This window comes from Streptomyces sp. NPDC015032 (assembly GCF_043080425.1).
Taxonomy (GTDB): Bacteria; Actinomycetota; Actinomycetes; order Streptomycetales; family Streptomycetaceae; genus Streptomyces.
The window spans coordinates 40,298-60,596 of sequence record NZ_JBIBVN010000015.1; the positions used below are offsets into that span (position 1 = coordinate 40,298).

The following is a 20,299-nucleotide window of genomic DNA, read 5'->3' on the forward strand; positions in this document are numbered from 1 at the left end:
ACCTGAACTTCTGCGTTTCGACGGCACTGTCTCCCCCACCTCTCCACTCCTGCCCATAACAAGGTACTGTGCATTGCATGGAACCCGGCGATACGAGTAACCGCACCGCGAGCAAGGCCGCGAGCCAGCTCCGCAAAGGCGTGCTGGAGTACTGCGTGCTCGCCCTGATGCGTGACGGGGCGCGGTACGGCGTGGAGCTTCTGCGGGAGCTGGAGGAGACCGGAGCGCTGGCGACCAGTCAGGGCACCGTCTACCCGCTGCTGTCACGGCTGCGGCGGGACGAGCTCGTCGTCACGACATGGCAGGAGTCGGCCTCCGGTCCGCCGCGCCGCTACTACGAGCTGACCGAGTCCGGACACGCCGCACTCGCGGAGTTCACGGAAACATGGCCGCAGTTCCGGGACGCGGTCGATCACATTCTCGCGCCGAAGGCGCGCACGCAGGCATCTGGAGAGGCAGCGCGATGATGAAGACCGAGGACACCGAGGACGCATTGGTCCGGCAGTACCTCGCGGCAGTCGAACGCGAGACGTCGGCGCTCCCCGCGGAACGCCGCCAGGAGCTTGTCGCCGATCTCTCCGAGCACATCGAGACAGCGCTCGCCGAGCGGCCCGGCAGCAGCCGGGAGATCCTGCGTGAACTGGGCGACCCGCGCACCATCGCCGCCACCGCGCTCCAGGAGTCCGGGCCCGGAGCCCATGCCCCGTCCGAGGCCGTGCCGGAGCCGGCCACCGGGAAGGCGGCCAGGCGCCGCTCGCCCGCGTGGGTGGTGGCGTGGCTGCCTCTGATCACCTTCGTTCCGGGCCAGCTCTGGGGGCCGTTGGGCCTGGTGTTCAGGATCATCGGGGTCGTCGTGCTGTGCAGGTCCCGGTACTGGACCTGGGAGCAGAAGTGGGTCGGCGTGACGCTGACCGCCTTTGTCCCCTCAGCCGTCGCCATCGCCTTCAACCTCGGGCTCGTACCCCTCGATCCGCCCGCTTACGTGAGGTGGCTGGTGATGGCGTCGATGGCGGCCCTGGCTCTCGGCAGCTCGGCCTGGCTCTGGAAGGTACGCAAGGACTGAGTTCCTCGGCAACCGACGGATGCGAGCGTGACGCTCCCACCATCGGAGGAATGCCGAAAGCAAGGCACCGAACGGGGATCCAATTGGCTGGTTGCCCAACCGATTCGACCCGAGGATGCCCCCATGCGTCGTGCCCTTACAGCGGTTGCCTTGTGCGCCGGGACCGTTGCTCTCACGCTCGGAAGCGCGGGATTCGCCAACGCGGAAGATTGGGTCTTCCCGCGACAGTGCTTGGACGGGGGCGGGAAGGTTATGCAGATCGAGCCCGGGCTGGGTACCTGTGCCGGCGGGACGTACGACGGCATCGAGGTGCACGAGCGAGCCTGAGCCCATTCGATTCCACTGTGATCGCGCCGCCCCGCCGAACTGTTCGGCGGGGCGGCCGCGCTCGCAGAACAGGTCCTCGGCGCGGACGCGGGTACGGCTCATCCCTCGGGCCGGATGCGGGCGAGCTCGGGACGGACCGCCGACAGGTCGACGACCGCGTCGCCGGCGGTGACCTTGCGGGCGGCGGCGTTCTCCGCCTTGGTGGCGATCAGATCGGCCGGGGTGCACTCGAAAATGTCGCAGAGCGCGGCCGGCACCGGCAGCGACAGCCGCTCGGAGGGACCGCCGCATCCCGCTCCCGGTGCGCTGGCGATCTCAACGCCCGAGCAGGGCGGACCCTCGGGGGTGCCCGCCCTGCTCGGCGCCCTCCCCTTCGGGAGACGGTGCGGTCGGATCAGACGGGCCAGTAGATGAGGTCGTTGCGAACCCAGCCGTACTGGGCCACGGCGCGATGTCTCTTGAGACGATCTTGGGCGGAGTTCGTGCGGGCTTGGTGACTCTTTACCTTCAGGATGCAACTAGTGCGTCTTGATGGATCATCCTGCTTCTCGTTTGGCTCTTAGGTTTTTTTGATGGAGAAGAAGGAAGTTCATGCGCACTCGTGCCCGTACCCGCATAGCCGCTGCCAGCGCGCTCGCTGCACTGTCCGCGCTCGCGCTCACCGGCTGCAACGGCGACGACGAGGCTGACGCCGCCGCCGGTTCGTCGGCCTCGACCGCGGCGTCGTCCGGGAGCAGCTCAAGCGGTGGCGGCAGCTCGTCCGGGAGCAGCTCGAGCGGGAGCAGCTCGAGCGGGAGCAGCTCGAGCGGTGGCGGCAGCTCGTCCGGTGGTAGCTCGTCCGGTGGTGGCGCCACCGCGGCCTGCACCACCCAGAACACCTCGGCGCAGTTCCGCCAGAGCGCGAACCACGCCAGCGAGTCGCAGGCGGCCGCCGGTTCGCTCAGGATCACCAACTCCTCCGGCGCCGCCTGCACCATCGTCGGTCCCACGGTCGTGACCGTCACCGATGAGGCGAAGGGCGGCGGGCCGGTCTCCGCGGACAACTCCGAGGAAAGCTCGGATGCGGTCGACATCCCGGCGGGCGGCACGGCGACGGCCGACGTGATGTACAACGACGTGAACACCGAGGGCACCGCGCGCCTCTCCTGCAGGACGGAATCGCCCACGGTCAAGGTCGCGCTGCCGAAGGATGCGGGCACCACGGTGAACGTGATGAAGGCGGACGGCTCGCCGGGCGGTGTCTTCAGCCTCTGCGCCGACTCCTTCAAGCTCGGCGCCTTCTCGGTCGGCTAGAGCGCGTATCGAAAGTGCATTGACCTTTCGGGCCCCGGCCGCATGCTGATGGGCGCGGCACACCGTGGAATCAACGCTTAGGTCCCACGTGATCGAACCATCCGCGTCGGCCAGGGACTGGAGCTGGGCGAGGACCCGGTGCCAGGTGCCGTTCCGCTGCCATCGGCGGAACAGGTCGTACGCCCGGCCCCACGGCCCGTACTCGACGGGTACGTCCCGCCACGGAACACCGGTACGGACTCGGAACCGTATGCGGTGATCAGCTGCCGCCGGGACCAGACGGGCGGCCGCCCCGCCTTCCTCCCCTTCGGCAACAACGGCTCCAACCCCGCCCACTGTTCATCCGTGAGATCTCCCCGCGCCATGAACCGTGATCATTCACCGCTCAAGATCCACTTTCGATACACGGCCTAGGAGGAGCGCCACCAGTTTCGGCACAGTACGGAGGTCATGGGCCGTTGGTAACGCGTCCCGGTCCCGCGGTCACGGCCCATTTCCGGAGCTCATCAACCGGGCATCAGCTCCGCCCACACCACCTTCCCGGGTCCGCACCGCGCCCCGTACCCCCACCGGTCCGCCAGCGCGGCGACAAGGATCAGCCGGACGCCCCGGATCGGCTGCAGTGGGCGATGAACCACTGCCTGGCCCGGATCGGGATCGAGCACGCCGAGTACCGTACCCGTGTGATCGGCATCCCTGAGCGCCTGGAGGTGCTCAGGGACTACCCGGCTCCCCCTGGCTGCACGTCTCCGTACGCGCCGGTCTGGATCACCGAGATGGTGCGCCGGAAGCTCGACACGTAGCGGTCCGCCACCGGTGCACCGGAGCAGAGGAGGGGCAGTGGGCAGAAATCCGCAGTCAGCGGCAGCGGCGCTCGCACAGGTCGTGCCGACGCGGCACGGCGTGGACGAGCGGATCGACTGGAGCAAGGTCGAGGAGATCTGGGGGACCCGGTTCCCCGCCGACTACCTCGCCTTCATGGAGGTGTACGGTGCGGGGCAGCTCAGCGGGGAAGTCGGCATTCTGCTGCCGGTTCCGCGCACCGACGCCTACTCGGACGGGTCCGGACTGCGGAACGAGACCGAGAACGCCCGCGGCACCTGGAAGATGCTCGGCGGCAGGGCCGCCCTGGACGTGGACCCCGGCTCCATCCTGGCCTGGGGCGTCACCACCGGCGCGGACATCTACTGCTGGCTGACCACGGACGACGACCCCGAACGCTGGCCCGTGCTGGTGTGCGGACGGCACACCAGCCCCGCCTTCCAGGTCCACCCCTTCGGGATGGCGGAGTTCCTCCGCAGGCTGCTCACCGACGAGGAGTTCCAGGAGGAGACGATCAGCGTCACCCTCCCGGGAGAGCATTCCTTCGTCAACTGGCGCGAGCAGAAAAGGCGTTGGGACGCCGGCCTGGACCCGTCCACGGGCGAGCCCTGGTAGCAGGAGCTGCGGTGTTCTCAGCCGCATCGGCCTGCGGGACCGGGCCCCAAGACGTACGACTCTCCGCCGGCCGGCCTGCAACCGGCCCAGCGCCTCGTCGAACCCCCTGTTCCGGCCGGCCTCCACAGGGCCGTCCTCGACCCGGGCGAGGGTCGGCGCACCCATCGGCCTCGGCGCCGGATCCACGGCGCCACAAGTACCACAGGAACCGCGCACGTTTCCTTCACGTCTCTAGCGGAAGCCAAGGCCACAGCGCCGCCGAATCCATCGGCATCGATGTCGCCGTCCACGTCCAGGAGCACTACCGCACCCGTTTCCGGCCCCGGCCCTTCAGGGGAAGCGCAGGAGTTCGTACCGCTGTGCGGTAGGCAGTAGGCAAGCCGTGAGGGGCTCGGTCACACGATGAGCAGCACTACGAACACGTCGGCGCACCACACGTCCACGATCGGCACGCCGAGCCGGCGCAACACCGAGCTCGCCCTGCTGGCGTTCGCCGTCCTCGTCCCGGTGTTCGCCTACGCCAACGTGGGCCTGGCCATCGATGGCCGGTTACCGTCCGGCCTGCTGAGCTACGGCCTGGGCCTGGGTCTGGTGGCCGGCATCGCCCATCTCGTCGTACGGAAGTCCGCGCCGTACGCGGACCCGCTGCTGCTGCCGCTGGCCACGCTGCTGAATGGGCTCGGCCTGGTCGTCATCTGGCGGCTGGACCAGTCCGAGCTGCTGCAGTCGATCAAGCAGGCGGGCTCAGCCGCGCCACGGCAGCTGATGTACACGGCGATGGGCATCGGACTGTTCATCGTGGTGCTGATCGTCCTCAAGGACCACCGCGTCCTGCAGCGCTACACCTACATATCCATGGTGGGCGCGCTGTTCCTTCTGCTCCTTCCGCTGGTCCCGGGACTGGGCGCCGACATATACGGCGCCAAGATCTGGATCCGCATCGGCAGCTTCAGCATCCAGCCCGGCGAGTTCGCGAAGATCGCGCTCGCGGTCTTCTTCTCCGGCTATCTGATGGTCAAGCGCGACGCGCTGGCCCTGGTCGGCCGCCGCGTCATGGGCCTGTCCCTGCCGCGCGGCCGCGACCTCGGCCCAATCCTGGTCGTCTGGTTCCTCTCGATCGTGATCCTGGTTTTCGAGACCGACCTCGGCACGTCGCTGCTCTTCTTCGGGATGTTCGTCATCATGCTGTACGTCGCCACCGAGCGGATCAGCTGGATCGTCTTCGGTCTGCTGATGTCCGCGGCCGGCGCCGTCGGCGTCGCCTCCTTCGAGCCGCACGTCCAGCAACGCGTCCAGGCCTGGCTCGACCCCATGCGCGAGTACATGCTCAGCCGCCAGGGCGTGGTCGGTCACTCCGAGCAGTCGATGCAGGCGCTGTGGGCGTTCGGCTCCGGTGGCACCCTTGGCACCGGTCTCGGCCAGGGGCACTCCGACCTCATCCGGTTCGCCTCCAACTCCGACTTCGTCCTCGCCACCTTCGGCGAGGAACTGGGCCTGGCGGGCATCATGGCGATCCTGCTGGTCTACGGCCTGATCGTGGAGCGCGGCATACGCACCGCCCTCGCGGCCCGCGATCCGTTCGGCAAACTGCTCGCCATCGGCCTGTCGGGCGCGTTCGCACTGCAGGTCTTCGTCGTCGCCGGCGGTGTGATGGGCCTGATCCCGCTGACCGGTATGACGATGCCGTTCCTGGCATACGGCGGTTCCTCCGTCATCGCCAACTGGGCCCTCGTCGGCATCCTGATCCGCATCAGCGACACTGCACGCCGTCCCGCGGCCGACCCCGCCCCCGACCCCGACGCCGAGATGACCCAGGTGGTGCGCCCGTGAACAAGCCCCTGCGCCGGATCGCGATGACTGTGCCGTGACGCCGGTTCGTGCGAGGGCGCCGGGTCATCACTGCTCAGCAGCCCCGGAAGCGCTCGGTGGGCGGCTGCGGGGACCGCGTGCCCAGGCCGTTCGGAGGGCCGTCACCTGCCGCTCGGTGATCCCGGGCCGCTGAAAGAGCCCCTTGGCCCGCCCCGCTCACTTCACTTCTTGGCGTGCTCGCCCACGTAGAAGAGGATCCAGATGAAGCCCGCGAAGAGATGCGTGGCGAAGACGTAGACGAAGACGCGCAGGGCCACGCCGCGCTCCTTCCACCGCTCGCTCTCGGCGCCGCTCCCGCTCACTGTTCTGCCTCCGTCGAAGGTGCGGCCCATGGCCGGTCCGCGCATCCCGTCCAGGGTACGCACCGCCCCGGAAACCCCCCTCGGAATAGGTCAGGGGGGCGCCCCGTTGTAGGGTGTGTTCTCATAGTTCAACATTCAACAACCTGGAGGCGGGCGCCATGGAGTTCGGGATCTTCACCGTCGGAGATGTGACCACCGACCCGACGACTGGCAGGACACCGAGCGAGCACGAGCGGATCAAGGCCACCCTCGCGATCGCACAGAAGGCGGAGGAGGTCGGCCTCGACGTGTTCGCGACCGGCGAGCACCACAACCCGCCGTTCGTCCCGTCCTCCCCGACGACCACGCTCGGTTACATCGCCGCCCGCACCGACCGCATCATCCTGTCCACGTCCACGACGCTGATCACCACCAACGACCCGGTGAAGATCGCCGAGGACTACGCGACGCTCCAGCACCTCGCGGACGGCCGCGTGGACCTGATGATGGGGCGCGGCAACACCGGCCCGGTCTACCCCTGGTTCGGCAAGGACATCCGCCAGGGCATCCCGCTCGCCATCGAGAACTACGCCCTGCTGCACAAGCTGTGGCGCGAGGACGTCGTCGACTGGGAGGGCAAGTTCCGTACGCCGCTCCAGTCCTTCACCGCGACCCCGCGCCCGCTGGACGGCGTCCCGCCGTTCGTCTGGCACGGCTCGATCCGCTCCCCGGAGATCGCCGAGCAGGCCGCGTACTACGGCGACGGCTTCTTCCACAACAACATCTTCTGGCCCATCGAGCACACCAAGAAGATGGTGGACCTCTACCGGCAGCGGTACGCGCACTACGGGCACGGCACCGCGGAGCAGGCCATCGTCGGGCTCGGCGGCCAGGTGTTCATGCGGAAGAACTCGCAGGACGCGGTACGGGAGTTCCGCCCGTACTTCGACAACGCGCCGGTCTACGGGCACGGTCCCTCCCTGGAGGACTTCTCCCGGCAGACCCCGCTGACCGTCGGCTCCCCGCAGGAGGTCATCGAGCGGACCCTGTCCTTCCGGGACGCCGTCGGCGACTACCAGCGCCAGCTGTTCCTGATGGACCACGCAGGACTGCCGCTGAAGACGGTCCTGGAGCAGCTCGACATCCTCGGCGAGGAGGTCGTCCCGGTGCTGCGCAAGGAGTTCGCCGGTCTGCGGCCGGCCGGAGTCCCGGACTCCGCCCCCGCGCACCCGGCCGTCGCCGCCCGCACCGCCACGAAGGAGGTCTGACCACCGTGTCCACCGCATCCACCGCGTTCGTCACCGAGCCGCTGAGGATCGTCGCCGTGTCGGCCGGGCTCAGCAGCCCCTCCTCGACCCGGCTGCTGGCCGAGCGGCTGGCCGGCGCCGCCCGCGAGCGCCTGCTGGCCGAGCAGGACCGCGCGGTCGAGGTCCACGTGATCGACCTGCGTGACCTGGCCGTCGACATCGCCAACCACCTGGTGACCGGATTCCCGCCGGGCGCACTGGACGAGGCGATCAAGGAGGTGACGGAGGCGGACGGACTGATCGCCGTCTCGCCCGTCTTCACCGCCTCGTACAGCGGACTGTTCAAGTCGTTCTTCGACCTGATCGGCAACACGGCGCTGACCGGCAAGCCCGTCGTCATCGCGGCGACGGGCGGCACCGCCCGCCACTCGCTGGTCCTGGAACACGCGATGCGCCCGCTCTTCGCCTACCTGCGGGCCACCGTCGTACCGACCTCCGTGTACGCGGCGTCGGAGGACTGGGGCTCGTCCGGCGACGAGTACACCGACGGCCTGCCGTCCCGCATCCGGCGCGCGGGCGGCGAGCTCGCGGCCATGATCGCGGGCGGCCGGGCGGTCTCCGGGGCGCCGAGGGCCCTCGGGCTCGACGACGAGGTCGTGCCGTTCGAGCAGCAGCTCGCCGACCTCCGGCTGGACTGAGCCGACTGCCGGACGGTCCGAGGGGGCACCGCCCGAAGCCCTGTCCGGTTTGATTAGAGTTGATCAGAAAGATGCGTCGTGCGGGGTTTTCTCGCACAACGCCTCTGCGCACTGAGCCGAACCGAGCTGGAGGCAGAGATGGGCAGGATCGTGGTGGGCGTTGACGGCTCCGAGTCGTCGATCAGGGCGCTGCACTGGGCCGTACGCCAGGCGGAACTGACCGGCGACACGGTGGAGGCCGTCAACAGCTGGGAGTACCCCGCGACCAGCTGGGCGTCCATGATGCCCGGCATGCCGGAGGACTTCGACCCGCAGGCCCTGGCGACCGTGTCCCTCAACGAGGCGCTGGAGGAGGCCCTGGGCGCCGAGGGCGCGGCCGAGGTGAGCAAGGTCGTGGTGATCGGCAACCCGGCCCAGTCCCTGCTGGAACGCGCCAGGGGCGCGAACCTGCTGGTCGTCGGGGCGCGCGGCTACAGCGGCTTCAAGGCGACACTGCTCGGCTCGGTCAGCCTCCACGTCACCCAGCACGCACCGTGCCCGGTGACGGTCGTACGCGACTGAGCACCACCGCGTGCCGTGCAGGTGAGGACGTAAGGACAGAGGAGGCATGGAGACGGGCCCGCGCCGAGCGCGGGCCCGTCTCCATGTTCCGAATGCCCCGGATTTCCCGGATGTCCCGATGCGTCGGAAGGCGCTCACGACTTCTCGTGCGTGCAGAACTCACGTCTTCTCATGCGTGGAGAACTCACGTCTTCTCGTGCGTGTAGAAGATGTAGAACGTCGTGATGAACATCCCGAGGCCGACCGCCAGTCCCAGCGCCGAGGACCGCAGCACGCTCGAACCGGTCAGCCCGACCAGCAGGCCGATCGCCGCGGCTGTCAGCGCGCCGTACGCCACCGCCCGCACCAGGGGCAGCATGGTGTGCTGGGTCCGGCCCAGCACGAAGCACAGGGCGGCGAGCACCACCGCGGTGATCAGGCCGTACCAGAACTGCCGGCCGCCGCTCGCACCGTTGTTGCGGAGGATGAACGACGCGTAGAGGCCGTACGCCGCACCCAGCGTGACGGGGACGGCCCAGGCGGACGCGCCGTGCCTCCGGACACGGGACCGGCCCCGGGCCCGGCCGCGGGACGGCATCGCTGCATGAGTGGCCATGGCGGAGAACTCCTTCCGTCGCCCTCTTCGTCCCTCCAGGGCACACCCGGCCGCGTCACCCGGCAACTCGGATGGCGTACGGCCCGCGGCACACCGCTCCCATACGGGATTCCCTGGAGGGATGCGGACGTATCTCTCGACGGCTCGGACGGTGGCGGTGCTGGTGCTGCTCGCCGTACTCGTCCCGGTGAGCGCGCTCTCCGCCTGGGTGGACCTGGAGATCGACAACACGGACCGTTACGTCGCCGCGGCCGCCCCGCTCGCCTCCGACCCGCAGGTGCGAAGCACGGTCGCCGACCTCATCACCGACGCCACGATGAAGCAGGTCGAGGCCGGTCCGCTCCAGAGCACCGTGCGGGACTTCCTGCACCAGGCGGTGCTGTCCTTCACCACCACCGACGCCTTCCAGGCCGCGTGGAACGCCGCCAACCGCACCGCCCACGAGGCCGTCACCGCCGCGCTGAACGGCAACACCGGCGAGGCCGTCACCATCGATCTGGCGCCCGTGACCGAGCAGGTCAGACAGAACCTGGAGAAGAACGGGGTGCCGTTCGCCGACCGGATCCCGGTCCAGCACACCGACATCACGCTGATCTCCGCCGACCGCGCCGACCAGCTGCGCCAGACCTTCCGCCTGCTGCGCGCCGGCAGCGTCTGGCCCGCCGTGGGCACGGTCGTGTTCGCCGTCCTCACGGTGCTCGTGCCCTGGGTGCGCGGCGGACCGGGGCGCGGGCGCTCCGCGCACGCCGCGCTCACGGCCACGGCGGTGGCCGGATTCGGGTTCGCACTGGGGGCGCTCGTGCTGCGCACGGTGATCGCGATCGCCCGCGGCCGGGTGCTCGCCGAGGTGCCGGGCAGCGAGACGGGCGGTGCGGCGGCGGTCTACGACGCGCTCACGGGCTCCCTGCGCACGACGGTGTGGATCGTGTTCGGGACGGGGCTGGCGGTGGCGCTGTGCGCGGTGTTCGCACGGTGGTGGGCGGCCCGGCGACGGCCCGGCCCGTAGCGGCCCCGGTTCGACGTGCGGCGGTGGACGGGCCGGGGAAGAGTGGTTCTCATGACTGCCGGATCGGGGGACGACTGAGAGGTCTTCCGCATGCGAGCCATAGCCGTCGGCGCGTTCCGGGCCGACCCCGCACTGGTCGAGATACCCAAGCCCGAGCCGGAAGCCGGCGAGGTACGGGTCAGGATCGAGTACGCCGCACTCAACCCCCGCGACTGGCAGGCCTCACGGGGCACCCCGGACGACGGGCCCGCCCCGTGCGTGTTCCCGCTGGTCGTCGGCGTGGACTTCGCGGGCCGGGTGGACATGATCGGCAGCGGCGGGAACCGTTTCCGGGTCGGCGACCACGTCTTCGGCCGGATTCCCGCCCAGGAGACCGGCGCCGGTACCTACTGCGACTACGTCTCCGTACCGCAGGACTCCGCCATCACCCACGTCCCGGACGGCCTCCCGCTCCGGACCGCGGCGGCCCTGCCGTCCGCCGGGATGGCGGCCGCCCAGATCCTGGAGATCCCGGTGCTCCACGGTCACGAGAGCCTGCTGGTCATCGGGGCGGCGGGCGGCGTCGGCAGCTGTCTGACCCAGCTCGCCGCGGCCCGCGACATACACGTGATCGCGGCCGTGCGCGGCGACGAACACCGGCGGATGGCGGACCTGGGCGCCACCGCCACGATCGACACCACGGACCGCCCCCTCGAAACCGCGGTACGGGAGAGCTGCCCGGACGGCGTCGACGCGCTCGTCGACCTGGTCTCCACCACCCCGGACGCCTTCGCCGCCCGTGCCGCGCTGGTACGCGGCGGCGGGATCGCCCTCACCACGCGGGGCGTCGCCGCCGGGGCCGCCCGCCCCACGCACGTGACCGGCATCGACTTCCGGCTCGAACCCACCCCGGTCCTGCTCGACGTCCTGGCCGCGGGCGCCGCCGAGGGCGTCCTGCGCGTACCCATCGACATCGAACTCCCGCTGGAGAAGGCCCCGCAGGCCCTCGACCGGAACCGGACGGGCGGCGCACGAGGCAAGACCGTCATCGCGCTCATCGCACCCTGAAACCCACGCCGCGCGCACGACCGGAGGGAGCGCCTGAGCACGACCGGAGGAGTCGCCCGCGCACGACCGGAGAAGGCGCCCGCGCACGACCGAAGGAGTCGCCATGGACGACCGGGAACGCGACATCGAGCACAACATCATCGACAACATCGGCGGACTCATCGCCGAGGAACGAGAGCTGCGCGACCGCTCCACCCGGGACACGGGCCTCACCGACGACGAGAGATCCCGCCTGCGTACGGTGGAGGTCCGGCTCGACCAGTGCTGGGACCTGCTGCGACAGCGCCGCGCCCTCAGCGAGTTCGGCGAGGATCCCTCCGCGGCGAAGGTCCGGCCGGCCGACGAGGTCGAGGGCTACGAGGGCTGAACGCACCACACAGGGGGACGCATTGACCGACACGGAGGCCGGATCCGGGCGCAGGCGTACCGCACCACCCCCCTGGCTGCTAAGCGGACTCCGCCCCCAGCCGTCCACGCCCGTCCCCTGGGCCGCGGCCGTCCGCGCCTCCATCGCCCTGGCCGCCCCGCTCGCCGTCGGCTTCGCGCTGGACCGGCCCGCATACGGCGCACTCGTCTCCATGGGGGCGCTCTCCGGCGTCATCGGCGACACCGCCGACGCGTACCGGATGCGCATCCTCAACATCGCGGTGCCGCAGCTGTTCGGCGCACTCGGCATCATGCTGGGCACGCTGGTGTTCGGGACCGGCTGGACGGCCGTCGCCGCGCTGACCCTGGTCGGACTGGTCTCCGGCATGATGTCGACGATCGGCGCCATCTCCTCCGTGTCCGGGCTGCTGCTCCTGCTCAACGCCGTCGTCGGCGCCGGACTCCCGATGCCCAGCCCCTGGTGGGTGGCGCCGCTGCTGCTGACGGTCGGCGGCCTGTTCGTCCTCACCATGACGCTGCTGGCGTGGCCGCTGCGCCGCGAACTGCCGGAACGGGTCGCGGTCGCGGGCACCTATCTCGCGGTCGCCGACCTGCTCGCCGCCGCGGGCACCGACGCGTACGAGGAGCGGCGACAGGCCGTCACCCAGTCCCTCAACACCTCCTACGACCTGATCCTGGCCCGCCGGGCCCGCTACCACGGCCGCAGCAACTCCGGGGTACGGCTGCTCGCCCAGCTCAACGTCGTCATCCCGCTCGTCGAGGCGGCGCCCGCCGTACACGTCCGGCGCTGCCCGCTCCCGGACGAGATCCCGGCGGCGGTCCGTGAACTGGCCACCGCCGTAGAGGAGAGCCGCACCGGCGGCGCCGCGCTCTCCCTGCCGCCCCCGGACTCACCCGCCACCAGGGCGGTGGACGGCGCGCTGCGGCACGCGGCGGTCGTCGTGCACAAGGCCGATCCCGACCCGTACAACGTCGACGACCGGCTCGGACGCCCCGCCGCTCTCGGGGTGCGCGTCCGGCGGACCACCCGCGATGTGCTGCTCTCCCGGGCCTCGTGGCGGTACGGGCTGCGCCTGGCCCTGTGCATCGGCCTGGCCCAGGCACTGACCTCACTGGTCCCGGTGCCCCGCTCCTACTGGGTCGCACTGACCGTCACGTTCGTCCTCAAGCCGGACTTCGGCTCGGTGTTCTCCCGGGCCGTGCTGCGCTCGGTGGGCACGGCGGCCGGTCTCGTGATCGCCGCGCCGGTGCTCGCCGCGGTCCCGACCGGGTGGTGGGACGTGCCGGTGATGGTGGTGCTCGCCGCGCTGATCCCGGCGCTCACGGCAAAGGGGTACGCGTTCCAGACCGCGGCCATCACCCCGGTCATCCTGCTCCTGTCCGACCTGCTGAACCACCAGGGCTTCCACCTGGTCTGGCCGCGTTTCCTGGACAGTCTGATCGGCTGCGCCATCGTGCTGGTGGCGGGCTACCTGCTGTGGCCGGAGAGCTGGCACGTCCGGGTCGGCCACCGGCTGGCGGACGTGGTGACGAACATCGCCGACTACGTGGCGTGCGCGTTCGAGCAGGGCGGCTGCGGCGACCGGGCGGAACGGGTGCGGGCCCGGCGCCGGATCTACCGCGATCTGTCCGTCGTACGGTCCGAGTTCCAGCGTGCCCTGACGGAACCGCCCCCGGTCGGTGCCCGGGCCGCGGCCTGGTGGCCACTGGTCGTCGCGGTCGAACGCATCGTGGACGCGGCGACGGCGGCCCGGGTCCGCGTCGACCACGGAGCACCGGAACCGCCCACCGCGGAGGCGGCCGGGATCCAGCAGCAACTGCGGGAACTGGCGGACGGCATACGCGCGAGCGAGACCCTGGTCGGCGTACGCGCGGAACTGCCGGGCGACGAGAAGGGGGTGCTGGCTCCGCTGCGCCAGGAGGTGGCGGCGGCACGGGCGATCGCGTCGCCGCAGCCGTAGCGCCTCTCGCTTGGATCACGCCGGGCTCGCGGGGCCTGGCGTGATCCAAACGAGAGGCCCTGGCCGCGCGGCTCCTCCGGCCCGTCCGAGGCGCGACCTGGAGCCCGTCGGGCGCTTGAGGACAAACCGGCCACGGACGGCCACGGTCAGCCCATGGGCCCGGGCCCGGCCCCCCGCAGCCGCTCCATCTCCCGCCGGTCCCGCTTCGTCGGCCGCCCCGCGCCCCGGTCCCGCACCGGAACCTGGATCGCCGCCTCGCGCGGCGGCGGAGGCGGGCTGTTGTCGACGAAGCACTCCGCTGCCACCGGGGGGCCGACCCTCTTCTTGACGAGCTTCGACACGACGACGATCCGGTCCCGGCCCGCATGCCGGAGCCGTACCTCGTCGCCGACGCGCAACGTCTGGGCGGGCTTGGCGCGCTCGCCGGCGACCTTCACATGACCCGCGCGGCAGGCGGCAGCGGCCTGCGAACGGGTCTTCGTCAGCCGGACCGACCAGATCCAGACGTCGACCCGAACGCTTCCCTCCGCCTGCGGCGCCTCACCGGAAACCATGCAGCCGACTCTAGTGCGGCAGGCACGTCCGGTCAGGCCCCGCGCCCCGGGCCGAGCCCTGATCCGGTCAGGGCCCATGGTTCAGACCCTGATCCGGTCAGATCCCGCGGCTCAGCCGAAGTCGCTGATCACCTCGCTCATGTTGTAGCTGTAGACCTCGCGCTTGCACGCCCCGCACTTGCTCGGCGCGTGCTCGCTCAGTGACCAGAGCTGCGGCGGGAACCCGTCACCGCGTCCGTGCGCGAGATAGAGGTCCTCGGGCCCGAACGCCGACTCCAGGGTCTTCGCGTTGCCGACGAGTCCGCTGGTTCCGTCGACCGTCCCCGGCGTGGCCTGGAGCAGCCGGCCGTTGTCGAAGCCGTTGCTGCGGTGGAAGTACCACTTGCCCTCGTACCGCGTGACGCCCTGGATCTTGTGCCACAGGGCCTCGTTGCCGAAGGTGGCTCCGGTCGGCAGGCCGTAGGCGAGGTCGGCGTCCGCGACCGTCCCGGGCGCGCCCTCGACCGCGGCCGTCAGCGCGGTCATGGGGTACGTACCGACGCGGCCGGGGCTGGTGCCGCCGTTGTTGGTGTTGCAGTACTCACCGAGAACCAAGTGGTCGGTACCGGTGCGGTCCAGCGAAATGTACGAGGCCTTCGGGCGCCCGGTGGCATAGCACTGGTTTCCGCTGGTGGTTCCGCCGTTCTTCGCCGTGGTGAACTTCAGCGTGGCGACCTGTGGCATGACGTAGCGGTAGCCGTAGCCGTACCAGACGTTGCTCTGCCGGCCGACCCGCTTCTTGTCCACGACATCGCTGACCAGACCGTCCGGCGTCGGGTCGTTGACGTCGGTGTTGTTGTCCGGGTTGAGGTCCATGATCTTGCGCAGGTCGAAGACCCGCATGCCGTTGGCGGTGTCGGCGACGTACAGGTAGTTGCCGTACCAGACCATGCCCCCGGCGTGAATACCGTTCTGCGCCGCGCAGGAGGACGTCACGCCGGCGGTGCACTTGCCCTCGCGCGCGTGCAGGGCGTCGAAGGAGATGTGGTCCTTGGAGTTCATGTACGGCCAGACCAGCAGCACATGGCGGTACATCTGGGTGGCCTGGTTGAAGAAGCTGACCCGGATGCCCTTCTCGTTGCAGGCGTCCGACGCGGAGTCCTGGACGCAGTTGTCACGGCCCGCCACGTAGTCGCTGCGGCCCGGGTTCTCCGCGTCGTAACCGGCCACGGCGATGGGATCGGCGTTCGACGTGCCCCAGTCCTCGTCCTCCTGCGCGTCCGAGACGCCGGTGATGGCCTGCGGCACCCACTCCGAGGAGGTGGCGTCGTCGCTCTTCCAGCAGACACGGTGGTTGACCGCCAGATCGGAGCCGTAGATACCGGCGGTTCCGCAGGCACCCTCCCACCCGGCGGGCCGGTTGGCCTGCTCCATCAACTCGGTGAGGCCCTGCTCGGGCAGCGCGGCGTCCAGTTTGGTGACGAGTCCGGAGAGGTCGGTGCCGGTCGTCAGCCGGAAGTCCCCGGCCCGGCCGGGAACGGCAGCGGCCAGGGCGGCGGCGCCACGCCGCGCGGTGGCCGTTCCGGTTCCCGCGAAATCGTCCTGTTCGCCCTCGGGTTCGCTGTCGAAACCGTCATCCGGCATGCCCTCGTTGCCCGGTACGGGATCGTCCACGGCCAGCGCCACGGATGACGGAGCGGACGACGGAGCGGACGACGGAGCGGACGACGGAGCGGACGACGGAGCAGCGCTTGCACCGGCTGCCGGCGCGAGGCCGGAAAGCATCGCCCCGGTCACCACGGCACAAGCCCCGAAACGTGTTCTGCGAGATCGTTTCCCCACGTGAGAGCCCTTCTTGACAGCGCATGCGGATAAACAGACAACGGTGCGCCTGATCACTTACCAGACACACCGCCCGTTCACGCTACCGAGGCAACTCGGGACCGGGTGGGCACATTCGAACGACGCACATCAGGTCCGCACCACATACGCACAAGGCTTGGCCGGAGCTCGGTCGCAGTTCGGTCGCGGCTCAGTCGCCCCACGGGCGGGCCGCACCGCCGAACGGCCGGATCCGGCCGCTAACCTTACGTATCCGCCCTGGCCAGGGATGAATTCCCACAGGTCGGACATTCATCGCACCCAACTCACGCGAAAGGCCTCGCCCATGGGCATTCGGAGCTTGCTGCGCAAGGTGTTCGGCCGCGACCGCGCGGAGCAGGACGCGCCGGCGCCGACGGCCACGGTCCCGCCCCAGACCGAACGCACCGCGCCCGCGGAGTCGGAGTCGGAGCCGATCACGGCGACGGCGACGGCGACGGTGGACGAGCCGGCTACGGAGTCCGCCCCGGCCGCCAAGGCCTCGGTACCGGCCCCCGCCTCGCCCCGGTCCGTCACCGGCGACAGCGGTCTGGCGTCGGACCTGGTGGCGGCGGCCTTCGACAAGGCGTCCCTGCCCACGGTCCCCTCCCAGGGCTCGGCCCCGAAGCCGAAGCCGGTGGAGGCCACGGAGCCGGAGGCTACGGAGTCGGCGGCTACGGAGACCGACAGGGCCGCGGCCGAGGTCGAGGAGACCAGCAAGGCCGAAACCACGGTCGAGGTAGCGGCCACGGAGCCGGAGGTCGAGGAGACCGAGGCAGAGGCCACGAAGCCGACCACCATGAAGACCGACAAGACCGAGGCCGAGCCAGTGGCGGCCCCCGCCGCCAAGGCCGAATCGGAGGCTACGGAGCCGGTGGCGGCGCCTGCCGCCGAAGCCGAGCCGGAGCCGATCGCCGCGGAGGCGGAGCCGAAGGCCACGGCGGTCGCCGAGCCGGAAGCCGAGCCGGTCACGGTCGAGGCCGAGAGCCCCGCCGAGCCGGAGACCGTTGCCGAGACCGCCGCCGAGGCAGAGGTCGATGTCGAGCCGGAGGCCACGCCCGCCGCCGAGGCCGAGGCCGAGCCCGAGACCGTCACCGCCGAGGCCGAGACCCCCGCCGAGCCGGAGACCGCAACGGCTGCCGAGCCCGAGCCGGAAACCACGCCTGCCGCCGAGGCCGCGCCCGAGACCGCAACCACTGCCGCACCCGAGGCCGCGCCTGAGCCCATCGCTGCCGAGGCCGAGGCCAAGCCCGAGCCCGTCACTGCCGAAGCCGAACCGGAGACCGCAACCGCTGCCGAGCCGGAGCCGGAGCCGGAGGCGACGCCTGCCGCCGAGGCCGAGCCGGAGACCGCTGCCGAATCCGAAGCCGAGGCCAAGGCCCCCGCCGAGCCGGAAGCCACAACTGCTGCCGAGCCCGAGCCGGAGGCCACGCCCGCCGCCGAGGCCGCACCCGAGCCGGAGACCACCCCCACCGCAGAAACCGAGCCGGAGGCCACCCCCGCCCCGGAAGCCGAAACCGAAGCAATCCCGACCGCGACCCCGACCCCGGCCGCAACCCCCGACGCCCCCGACGCCTCCAAGCCCGCCCCCGCCCTCGCCCTCGCCCAGGTCAAGGCCGGTGCACCCGGGCTCGTCGAGCCGTACAAGGCCGCCCGGGCCGCACTGGAGGCGCACGGGCTGACCGGGCTGCGTGCCACCGTCTACCTGGTCCTCGACCGCTCCGGCTCCATGCGGCCGTTCTACAAGGACGGCAGCGCCCAGCACCTGGGCGACCGCACCGTCGCCCTCGCCGCGCACCTGGACGAGAGCGCCACCGTCCCCGTCGTCTTCTTCTCGACCGACATCGACGGCACCGGCACGGTCGAGCTCACCGCCCACGAGGGCCGGATCGACGAACTGAACGCGGGCCTGGGCCGCCTCGGCCGTACGAGCTACCACCGCGCCGTCGAAGAGGTCGTCGCGCACTACGAGAAGTCGGAGGCGACCGGCCCCGCTCTGGTGATCTTCCAGACGGACGGCCCGCCGGACGCCAAGCAGCCCGCCAAGCAGGCGCTGGCCGACGCGGCACGGCTGCCGCTGTTCTTCCAGTTCGTCGCGTTCGGCGACGAGGACGCGAAGGGCTTCGACTTCCTGCGGAAGCTGGACGTCCCGAACGCCGGGTTCTTCCACGCGGGCCCCGCCCCCCGCGAGGTCGCCGACGCCACGCTCTACAGCGAGGTCCTCGCCGCTCTCCCCGCCTGGATCGAGGCGCGCGAAGCGGCGACCGAGGGCTGATCCACCGGCAGGCGTACGGTCACGGCGAGCCCGCCCGCAGGGCCCGGCACCGCCGTGACCGTACCGCCGTGCGCGACGGCAATAGAACGCACGATCGAGAGACCGAGTCCCGAGCCCCGTCCCATCCGGTCCTTGCCCTCACCCCGCCGGAACGGCTCGAACAGCCCGGGGATGTCCGCCGCGTCGACCACGGGCCCGGTGTTGCGCACCTCCAGCAGTGCCCCGTCGCCGACCGTCACCAGGGACACGTCCACCGTCCCGTCCGGCACGTTGTACGTGACGGCGTTGGCCAGCAGATTCGCCACCAGCTGGGCGAGCAGCAGTCGGCTGCCCCGTACCTCGCAGGGCCCGGTTTCGACGTTCACACCCGGGTGCGTGGCCGTCTCCTCCGCCACCACCTGCGCGAGGTCCACCGCCTCCCGCTCGCTCGCCGCGAGCCCCCGTTCGCTGCGCGCCAGGACCAGCAGCCCCTCGATGAGCCGCTCGCTGCGCCGGTTGTTGTCCAGGAGCGTCTGCCGGGTCCGTACGAGATCCTCCTGGGACGGATCGTCCAGGCCGATCTGGATCGCGGCCCGCTGGGTGGCGAGCGGTGTGCGCAGTTCGTGCGAGGCGTTGGCGATGAACCGGCGCTGGCTGTCGAACGCCTTCTCCAGCCGGGCCAGCAGCGCGTCGAGCGTGTCGCCGAGCTCCTTCAGTTCGTCGTCGGGGCCGTGGGACGCGATCCGTTCGTGCAGGGTGTGCTCGGAGAGCCGGCGCGCCTTCGCCGTCATGGCGTGGACCGGCCGCAGGACCCGGCCCGCCGTCCACCACCCCACCGCGACCGCGCAGGCCGTCATGACGAGGAGCGCAGCCGCGGACCACACGAGCAGCTGATGACCGGCCGCGTCGCTGACGTGGTCGGTGAGGTCGTAGACGGTGGGCGGCCCGAGCCCCCGCCGGGTGATGAGGGGGCCGTTCACCGCGTAGCCGGGCTGGACGACCGCGGCCGTACGGGCGATGGCGCGCGCCTGGGAGTCCGTACCGGCTCGGGAGGCGAGGTTGACGGTGGTGAGCAGCGCCGTCCCGAGCACCAGGAACACCCCGCCGTACACGAGCGCGATCCGGGTCCGGATCGTGGGGACGTGCGGGAGGTGCCGGACGCGCCGGGCCCGCCGGGCCGACGGGTCGTGCGACGGGCGCTTCACAGGGCGTACCCCACTCCCTGCACCGTACGGATCAGGGCCGGCTCCCCGAGCTTCCCCCGCAGCTTGCTCATGCAGACACGGACGGCACCGGTGAACGGATCGGCGTTGGCGTCCCAGGCCCGCTCCAGCAGCTCCTCCGCGCTGACGGTCCCGCCGTCGGCCTCCAGCAGCAGCTGGAGCACCGAGAACTCCTTCGGCGAGAGGTCCAGCTCCCGCCCCTCCCGGGAGGCGGTGCGCCGCACGGTGTCCAGCCGGATGCCGAACCGCTCCAGCTGCGGCGGTACGGGGCGGGCGCTGCGGCGCCGCAGCGCCCGTACCCGCGAGACCAGCTCGGGGAACTCGAACGGCTTGCCCATGTAGTCGTCGGCGCCGAGATCGAGACCGGCGACCCGGTCCTCCATGGAACCGGCGGCGGTGAGCATCAGAATCCTGGTCCGGGAGCCGGAGGCGACCAGCCTCCGCGCCACGTCGTCGCCGTGCACCCGTGGCAGATCGCGGTCGAGGACGACGACGTCGTAGTCGTGGAGCCCCAGGTAGGCGAGGGCGGCATCACCGCTGTACACCGTGTCGACGGCGAACCCGGCCCGCCGCAGCCCGGTGGCGACCAACTCCGCCAGGATCTCCTCGTCCTCGGCGACCAGTACCCGCATCGTGATGTCCCTTGCCTCGTACATG

21 protein-coding genes and 2 pseudogenes are annotated in these 20,299 nt (G+C 70.9%); 14 read left to right on the plus strand and 9 right to left on the minus strand.

Annotated elements, in window-relative coordinates; translation table 11 throughout:
* The first annotated feature begins 77 nt into the window (after positions 1–77).
* The gene (locus ACF08M_RS21805) at positions 78–467 is read left to right on the plus strand and encodes a PadR family transcriptional regulator (RefSeq protein ID WP_392186910.1); all 390 of its coding nucleotides are present in this window, start codon (positions 78–80) and stop codon (positions 465–467) included.
* Positions 464–1,063 carry a DUF1700 domain-containing protein gene (locus ACF08M_RS21810; RefSeq protein WP_392186911.1) on the plus strand — a complete coding sequence of 200 codons (600 nt, stop codon included), beginning with the start codon at positions 464–466 and terminating at the stop codon, positions 1,061–1,063. Before ACF08M_RS21805 ends, ACF08M_RS21810 begins: the two co-directional genes overlap by 4 nt.
* A 425-nt stretch (positions 1,064–1,488) precedes the next feature.
* Here the strand turns inward: ACF08M_RS21810 and ACF08M_RS21815 are convergent, their stop codons facing one another.
* Complete coding sequence (locus tag ACF08M_RS21815; protein ID WP_392186912.1) at positions 1,489–1,647, minus strand: hypothetical protein; 159 nt, start codon at positions 1,645–1,647, stop codon at positions 1,489–1,491.
* A 334-nt stretch (positions 1,648–1,981) separates the two neighbouring features.
* On the opposite strand from ACF08M_RS21815, the gene ACF08M_RS21820 reads away from it, so the two are divergent.
* A complete protein-coding gene (locus ACF08M_RS21820) occupies positions 1,982–2,683 on the plus strand; it encodes a DUF4232 domain-containing protein (protein ID WP_392186913.1) in 702 nt (233 codons plus the stop codon).
* 189 nt (positions 2,684–2,872) lie between these two features.
* Here the strand turns inward: ACF08M_RS21820 and ACF08M_RS21825 are convergent.
* Both ACF08M_RS21825 and ACF08M_RS21830 read right to left on the minus strand, forming a co-directional pair.
* Positions 2,873–3,019, minus strand: a pseudogene (locus ACF08M_RS21825) (hypothetical protein); the annotation flags it as partial.
* Positions 3,020–3,189: 170 nt separating this feature from the next.
* On the minus strand, positions 3,190–3,348 hold the full coding sequence (locus tag ACF08M_RS21830; RefSeq protein ID WP_392187030.1) for a hypothetical protein: 159 nt from the start codon (positions 3,346–3,348) through the stop codon (positions 3,190–3,192).
* Here ACF08M_RS21830 and ACF08M_RS21835 point away from each other — a divergent pair.
* The 3 genes and pseudogenes from ACF08M_RS21835 to ACF08M_RS21845 form a co-directional block, all read left to right on the plus strand.
* Positions 3,283–3,486: pseudogene (locus ACF08M_RS21835) on the plus strand (DNA alkylation repair protein); the annotation flags it as partial. The gene ACF08M_RS21830 and the pseudogene ACF08M_RS21835 sit on opposite strands and share 66 nt — an antisense overlap.
* A gap of 37 nt (positions 3,487–3,523) precedes the next feature.
* Positions 3,524–4,120: an SMI1/KNR4 family protein gene (locus tag ACF08M_RS21840; protein WP_392186914.1), complete on the plus strand. Its 597-nt coding sequence runs from the start codon at positions 3,524–3,526 to the stop codon at positions 4,118–4,120.
* Between the two features lie 402 nt (positions 4,121–4,522).
* Positions 4,523–5,950 (plus strand): FtsW/RodA/SpoVE family cell cycle protein, encoded by a 1,428-nt coding sequence (locus tag ACF08M_RS21845; RefSeq protein ID WP_392186915.1) that lies wholly within the window; start codon positions 4,523–4,525, stop codon positions 5,948–5,950.
* A gap of 200 nt (positions 5,951–6,150) precedes the next feature.
* Here ACF08M_RS21845 and ACF08M_RS21850 read toward each other — a convergent pair whose 3' ends face one another.
* Complete coding sequence (locus ACF08M_RS21850) at positions 6,151–6,291, minus strand: DUF6126 family protein (protein ID WP_392187021.1); 141 nt, start codon at positions 6,289–6,291, stop codon at positions 6,151–6,153.
* 158 nt (positions 6,292–6,449) lie between these two features.
* Here ACF08M_RS21850 and ACF08M_RS21855 point away from each other — a divergent pair, with 158 nt between their 5' ends.
* The 3 genes from ACF08M_RS21855 to ACF08M_RS21865 all read left to right on the plus strand — a co-directional run bounded on the left by ACF08M_RS21855 (position 6,450) and on the right by ACF08M_RS21865 (position 8,776).
* Entirely contained in the window at positions 6,450–7,538 is a 1,089-nt protein-coding gene (locus ACF08M_RS21855) for an LLM class flavin-dependent oxidoreductase (RefSeq protein WP_392186916.1), read from the plus strand.
* Positions 7,539–7,543: 5 nt separating this feature from the next.
* Positions 7,544–8,215 (plus strand): FMN reductase, encoded by a 672-nt coding sequence (locus ACF08M_RS21860; RefSeq protein ID WP_392186917.1) that lies wholly within the window; start codon positions 7,544–7,546, stop codon positions 8,213–8,215.
* A gap of 138 nt (positions 8,216–8,353) precedes the next feature.
* Positions 8,354–8,776 (plus strand): universal stress protein, encoded by a 423-nt coding sequence (locus tag ACF08M_RS21865; RefSeq protein WP_392186918.1) that lies wholly within the window; start codon positions 8,354–8,356, stop codon positions 8,774–8,776.
* 184 nt (positions 8,777–8,960) lie between these two features.
* On the opposite strand, the gene ACF08M_RS21870 is transcribed toward ACF08M_RS21865, so the two are convergent.
* On the minus strand, positions 8,961–9,371 hold the full coding sequence (locus ACF08M_RS21870) for a hypothetical protein (RefSeq protein ID WP_392186919.1): 411 nt from the start codon (positions 9,369–9,371) through the stop codon (positions 8,961–8,963).
* A gap of 121 nt (positions 9,372–9,492) precedes the next feature.
* On the opposite strand from ACF08M_RS21870, the gene ACF08M_RS21875 reads away from it, so the two are divergent.
* From ACF08M_RS21875 to ACF08M_RS21890, 4 genes are all read left to right on the plus strand, one after another.
* Positions 9,493–10,377 carry a hypothetical protein gene (locus ACF08M_RS21875; protein WP_392186920.1) on the plus strand — a complete coding sequence of 295 codons (885 nt, stop codon included), beginning with the start codon at positions 9,493–9,495 and terminating at the stop codon, positions 10,375–10,377.
* A gap of 90 nt (positions 10,378–10,467) precedes the next feature.
* Positions 10,468–11,424, plus strand: coding sequence for an NADP-dependent oxidoreductase (locus ACF08M_RS21880; protein WP_392186921.1), 957 nt, complete (start codon positions 10,468–10,470; stop codon positions 11,422–11,424).
* 103 nt (positions 11,425–11,527) lie between these two features.
* Positions 11,528–11,791 (plus strand): DUF2630 family protein, encoded by a 264-nt coding sequence (locus ACF08M_RS21885; RefSeq protein ID WP_392186922.1) that lies wholly within the window; start codon positions 11,528–11,530, stop codon positions 11,789–11,791.
* Positions 11,792–11,813: 22 nt separating this feature from the next.
* The gene (locus ACF08M_RS21890; protein ID WP_392186923.1) at positions 11,814–13,772 is read left to right on the plus strand and encodes an FUSC family protein; all 1,959 of its coding nucleotides are present in this window, start codon (positions 11,814–11,816) and stop codon (positions 13,770–13,772) included.
* A 146-nt stretch (positions 13,773–13,918) separates the two neighbouring features.
* Here the strand turns inward: ACF08M_RS21890 and ACF08M_RS21895 are convergent, their stop codons facing one another.
* Together ACF08M_RS21895 and ACF08M_RS21900 are read right to left on the minus strand one after the other, a co-directional pair.
* Positions 13,919–14,326 (minus strand): RNA-binding S4 domain-containing protein, encoded by a 408-nt coding sequence (locus ACF08M_RS21895; protein ID WP_392186924.1) that lies wholly within the window; start codon positions 14,324–14,326, stop codon positions 13,919–13,921.
* Between the two features lie 111 nt (positions 14,327–14,437).
* Entirely contained in the window at positions 14,438–15,991 is a 1,554-nt protein-coding gene (locus tag ACF08M_RS21900) for a hypothetical protein (protein ID WP_392186925.1), read from the minus strand.
* A gap of 481 nt (positions 15,992–16,472) precedes the next feature.
* Between ACF08M_RS21900 and ACF08M_RS21905 the strand changes: the two genes are divergently transcribed.
* Entirely contained in the window at positions 16,473–18,440 is a 1,968-nt protein-coding gene (locus ACF08M_RS21905; RefSeq protein ID WP_392186926.1) for a VWA domain-containing protein, read from the plus strand.
* Here the strand turns inward: ACF08M_RS21905 and ACF08M_RS21910 are convergent.
* Both ACF08M_RS21910 and ACF08M_RS21915 read right to left on the minus strand, forming a co-directional pair.
* Positions 18,374–19,624: a sensor histidine kinase gene (locus ACF08M_RS21910; protein WP_392186927.1), complete on the minus strand. Its 1,251-nt coding sequence runs from the start codon at positions 19,622–19,624 to the stop codon at positions 18,374–18,376. The genes ACF08M_RS21905 and ACF08M_RS21910 overlap by 67 nt on opposite strands.
* Positions 19,621–20,274 carry a response regulator transcription factor gene (locus tag ACF08M_RS21915; protein WP_392187022.1) on the minus strand — a complete coding sequence of 218 codons (654 nt, stop codon included), beginning with the start codon at positions 20,272–20,274 and terminating at the stop codon, positions 19,621–19,623. The genes ACF08M_RS21910 and ACF08M_RS21915 overlap by 4 nt, the downstream gene beginning before the upstream one ends.
* Positions 20,275–20,299: the final 25 nt, after the last annotated feature.

What these genes read in the sequence shown, in the direction of transcription:
- ACF08M_RS21810 (WP_392186911.1), top strand. Translation starts at nt 464, where the DNA reads ATGATGAAGACCGAGGACACCGAGGACGCATTGGTCCGGCAGTACCTC.
- ACF08M_RS21905 (WP_392186926.1), top strand. Translation starts at nt 16,473, where the DNA reads ATGGGCATTCGGAGCTTGCTGCGCAAGGTGTTCGGCCGCGACCGCGCG.
- ACF08M_RS21855 (WP_392186916.1), top strand. Translation starts at nt 6,450, where the DNA reads ATGGAGTTCGGGATCTTCACCGTCGGAGATGTGACCACCGACCCGACG.
- ACF08M_RS21820 (WP_392186913.1), top strand. Translation starts at nt 1,982, where the DNA reads ATGCGCACTCGTGCCCGTACCCGCATAGCCGCTGCCAGCGCGCTCGCT.
- ACF08M_RS21870 (WP_392186919.1), bottom strand. Translation starts at nt 9,371, where the DNA reads ATGGCCACTCATGCAGCGATGCCGTCCCGCGGCCGGGCCCGGGGCCGG.
- ACF08M_RS21915 (WP_392187022.1), bottom strand. Translation starts at nt 20,274, where the DNA reads ATGCGGGTACTGGTCGCCGAGGACGAGGAGATCCTGGCGGAGTTGGTC.
- ACF08M_RS21805 (WP_392186910.1), top strand. Translation starts at nt 78, where the DNA reads ATGGAACCCGGCGATACGAGTAACCGCACCGCGAGCAAGGCCGCGAGC.
- ACF08M_RS21880 (WP_392186921.1), top strand. Translation starts at nt 10,468, where the DNA reads ATGCGAGCCATAGCCGTCGGCGCGTTCCGGGCCGACCCCGCACTGGTC.
- ACF08M_RS21895 (WP_392186924.1), bottom strand. Translation starts at nt 14,326, where the DNA reads ATGGTTTCCGGTGAGGCGCCGCAGGCGGAGGGAAGCGTTCGGGTCGAC.
- ACF08M_RS21845 (WP_392186915.1), top strand. Translation starts at nt 4,523, where the DNA reads ATGAGCAGCACTACGAACACGTCGGCGCACCACACGTCCACGATCGGC.
- ACF08M_RS21865 (WP_392186918.1), top strand. Translation starts at nt 8,354, where the DNA reads ATGGGCAGGATCGTGGTGGGCGTTGACGGCTCCGAGTCGTCGATCAGG.
- ACF08M_RS21875 (WP_392186920.1), top strand. Translation starts at nt 9,493, where the DNA reads ATGCGGACGTATCTCTCGACGGCTCGGACGGTGGCGGTGCTGGTGCTG.
- ACF08M_RS21885 (WP_392186922.1), top strand. Translation starts at nt 11,528, where the DNA reads ATGGACGACCGGGAACGCGACATCGAGCACAACATCATCGACAACATC.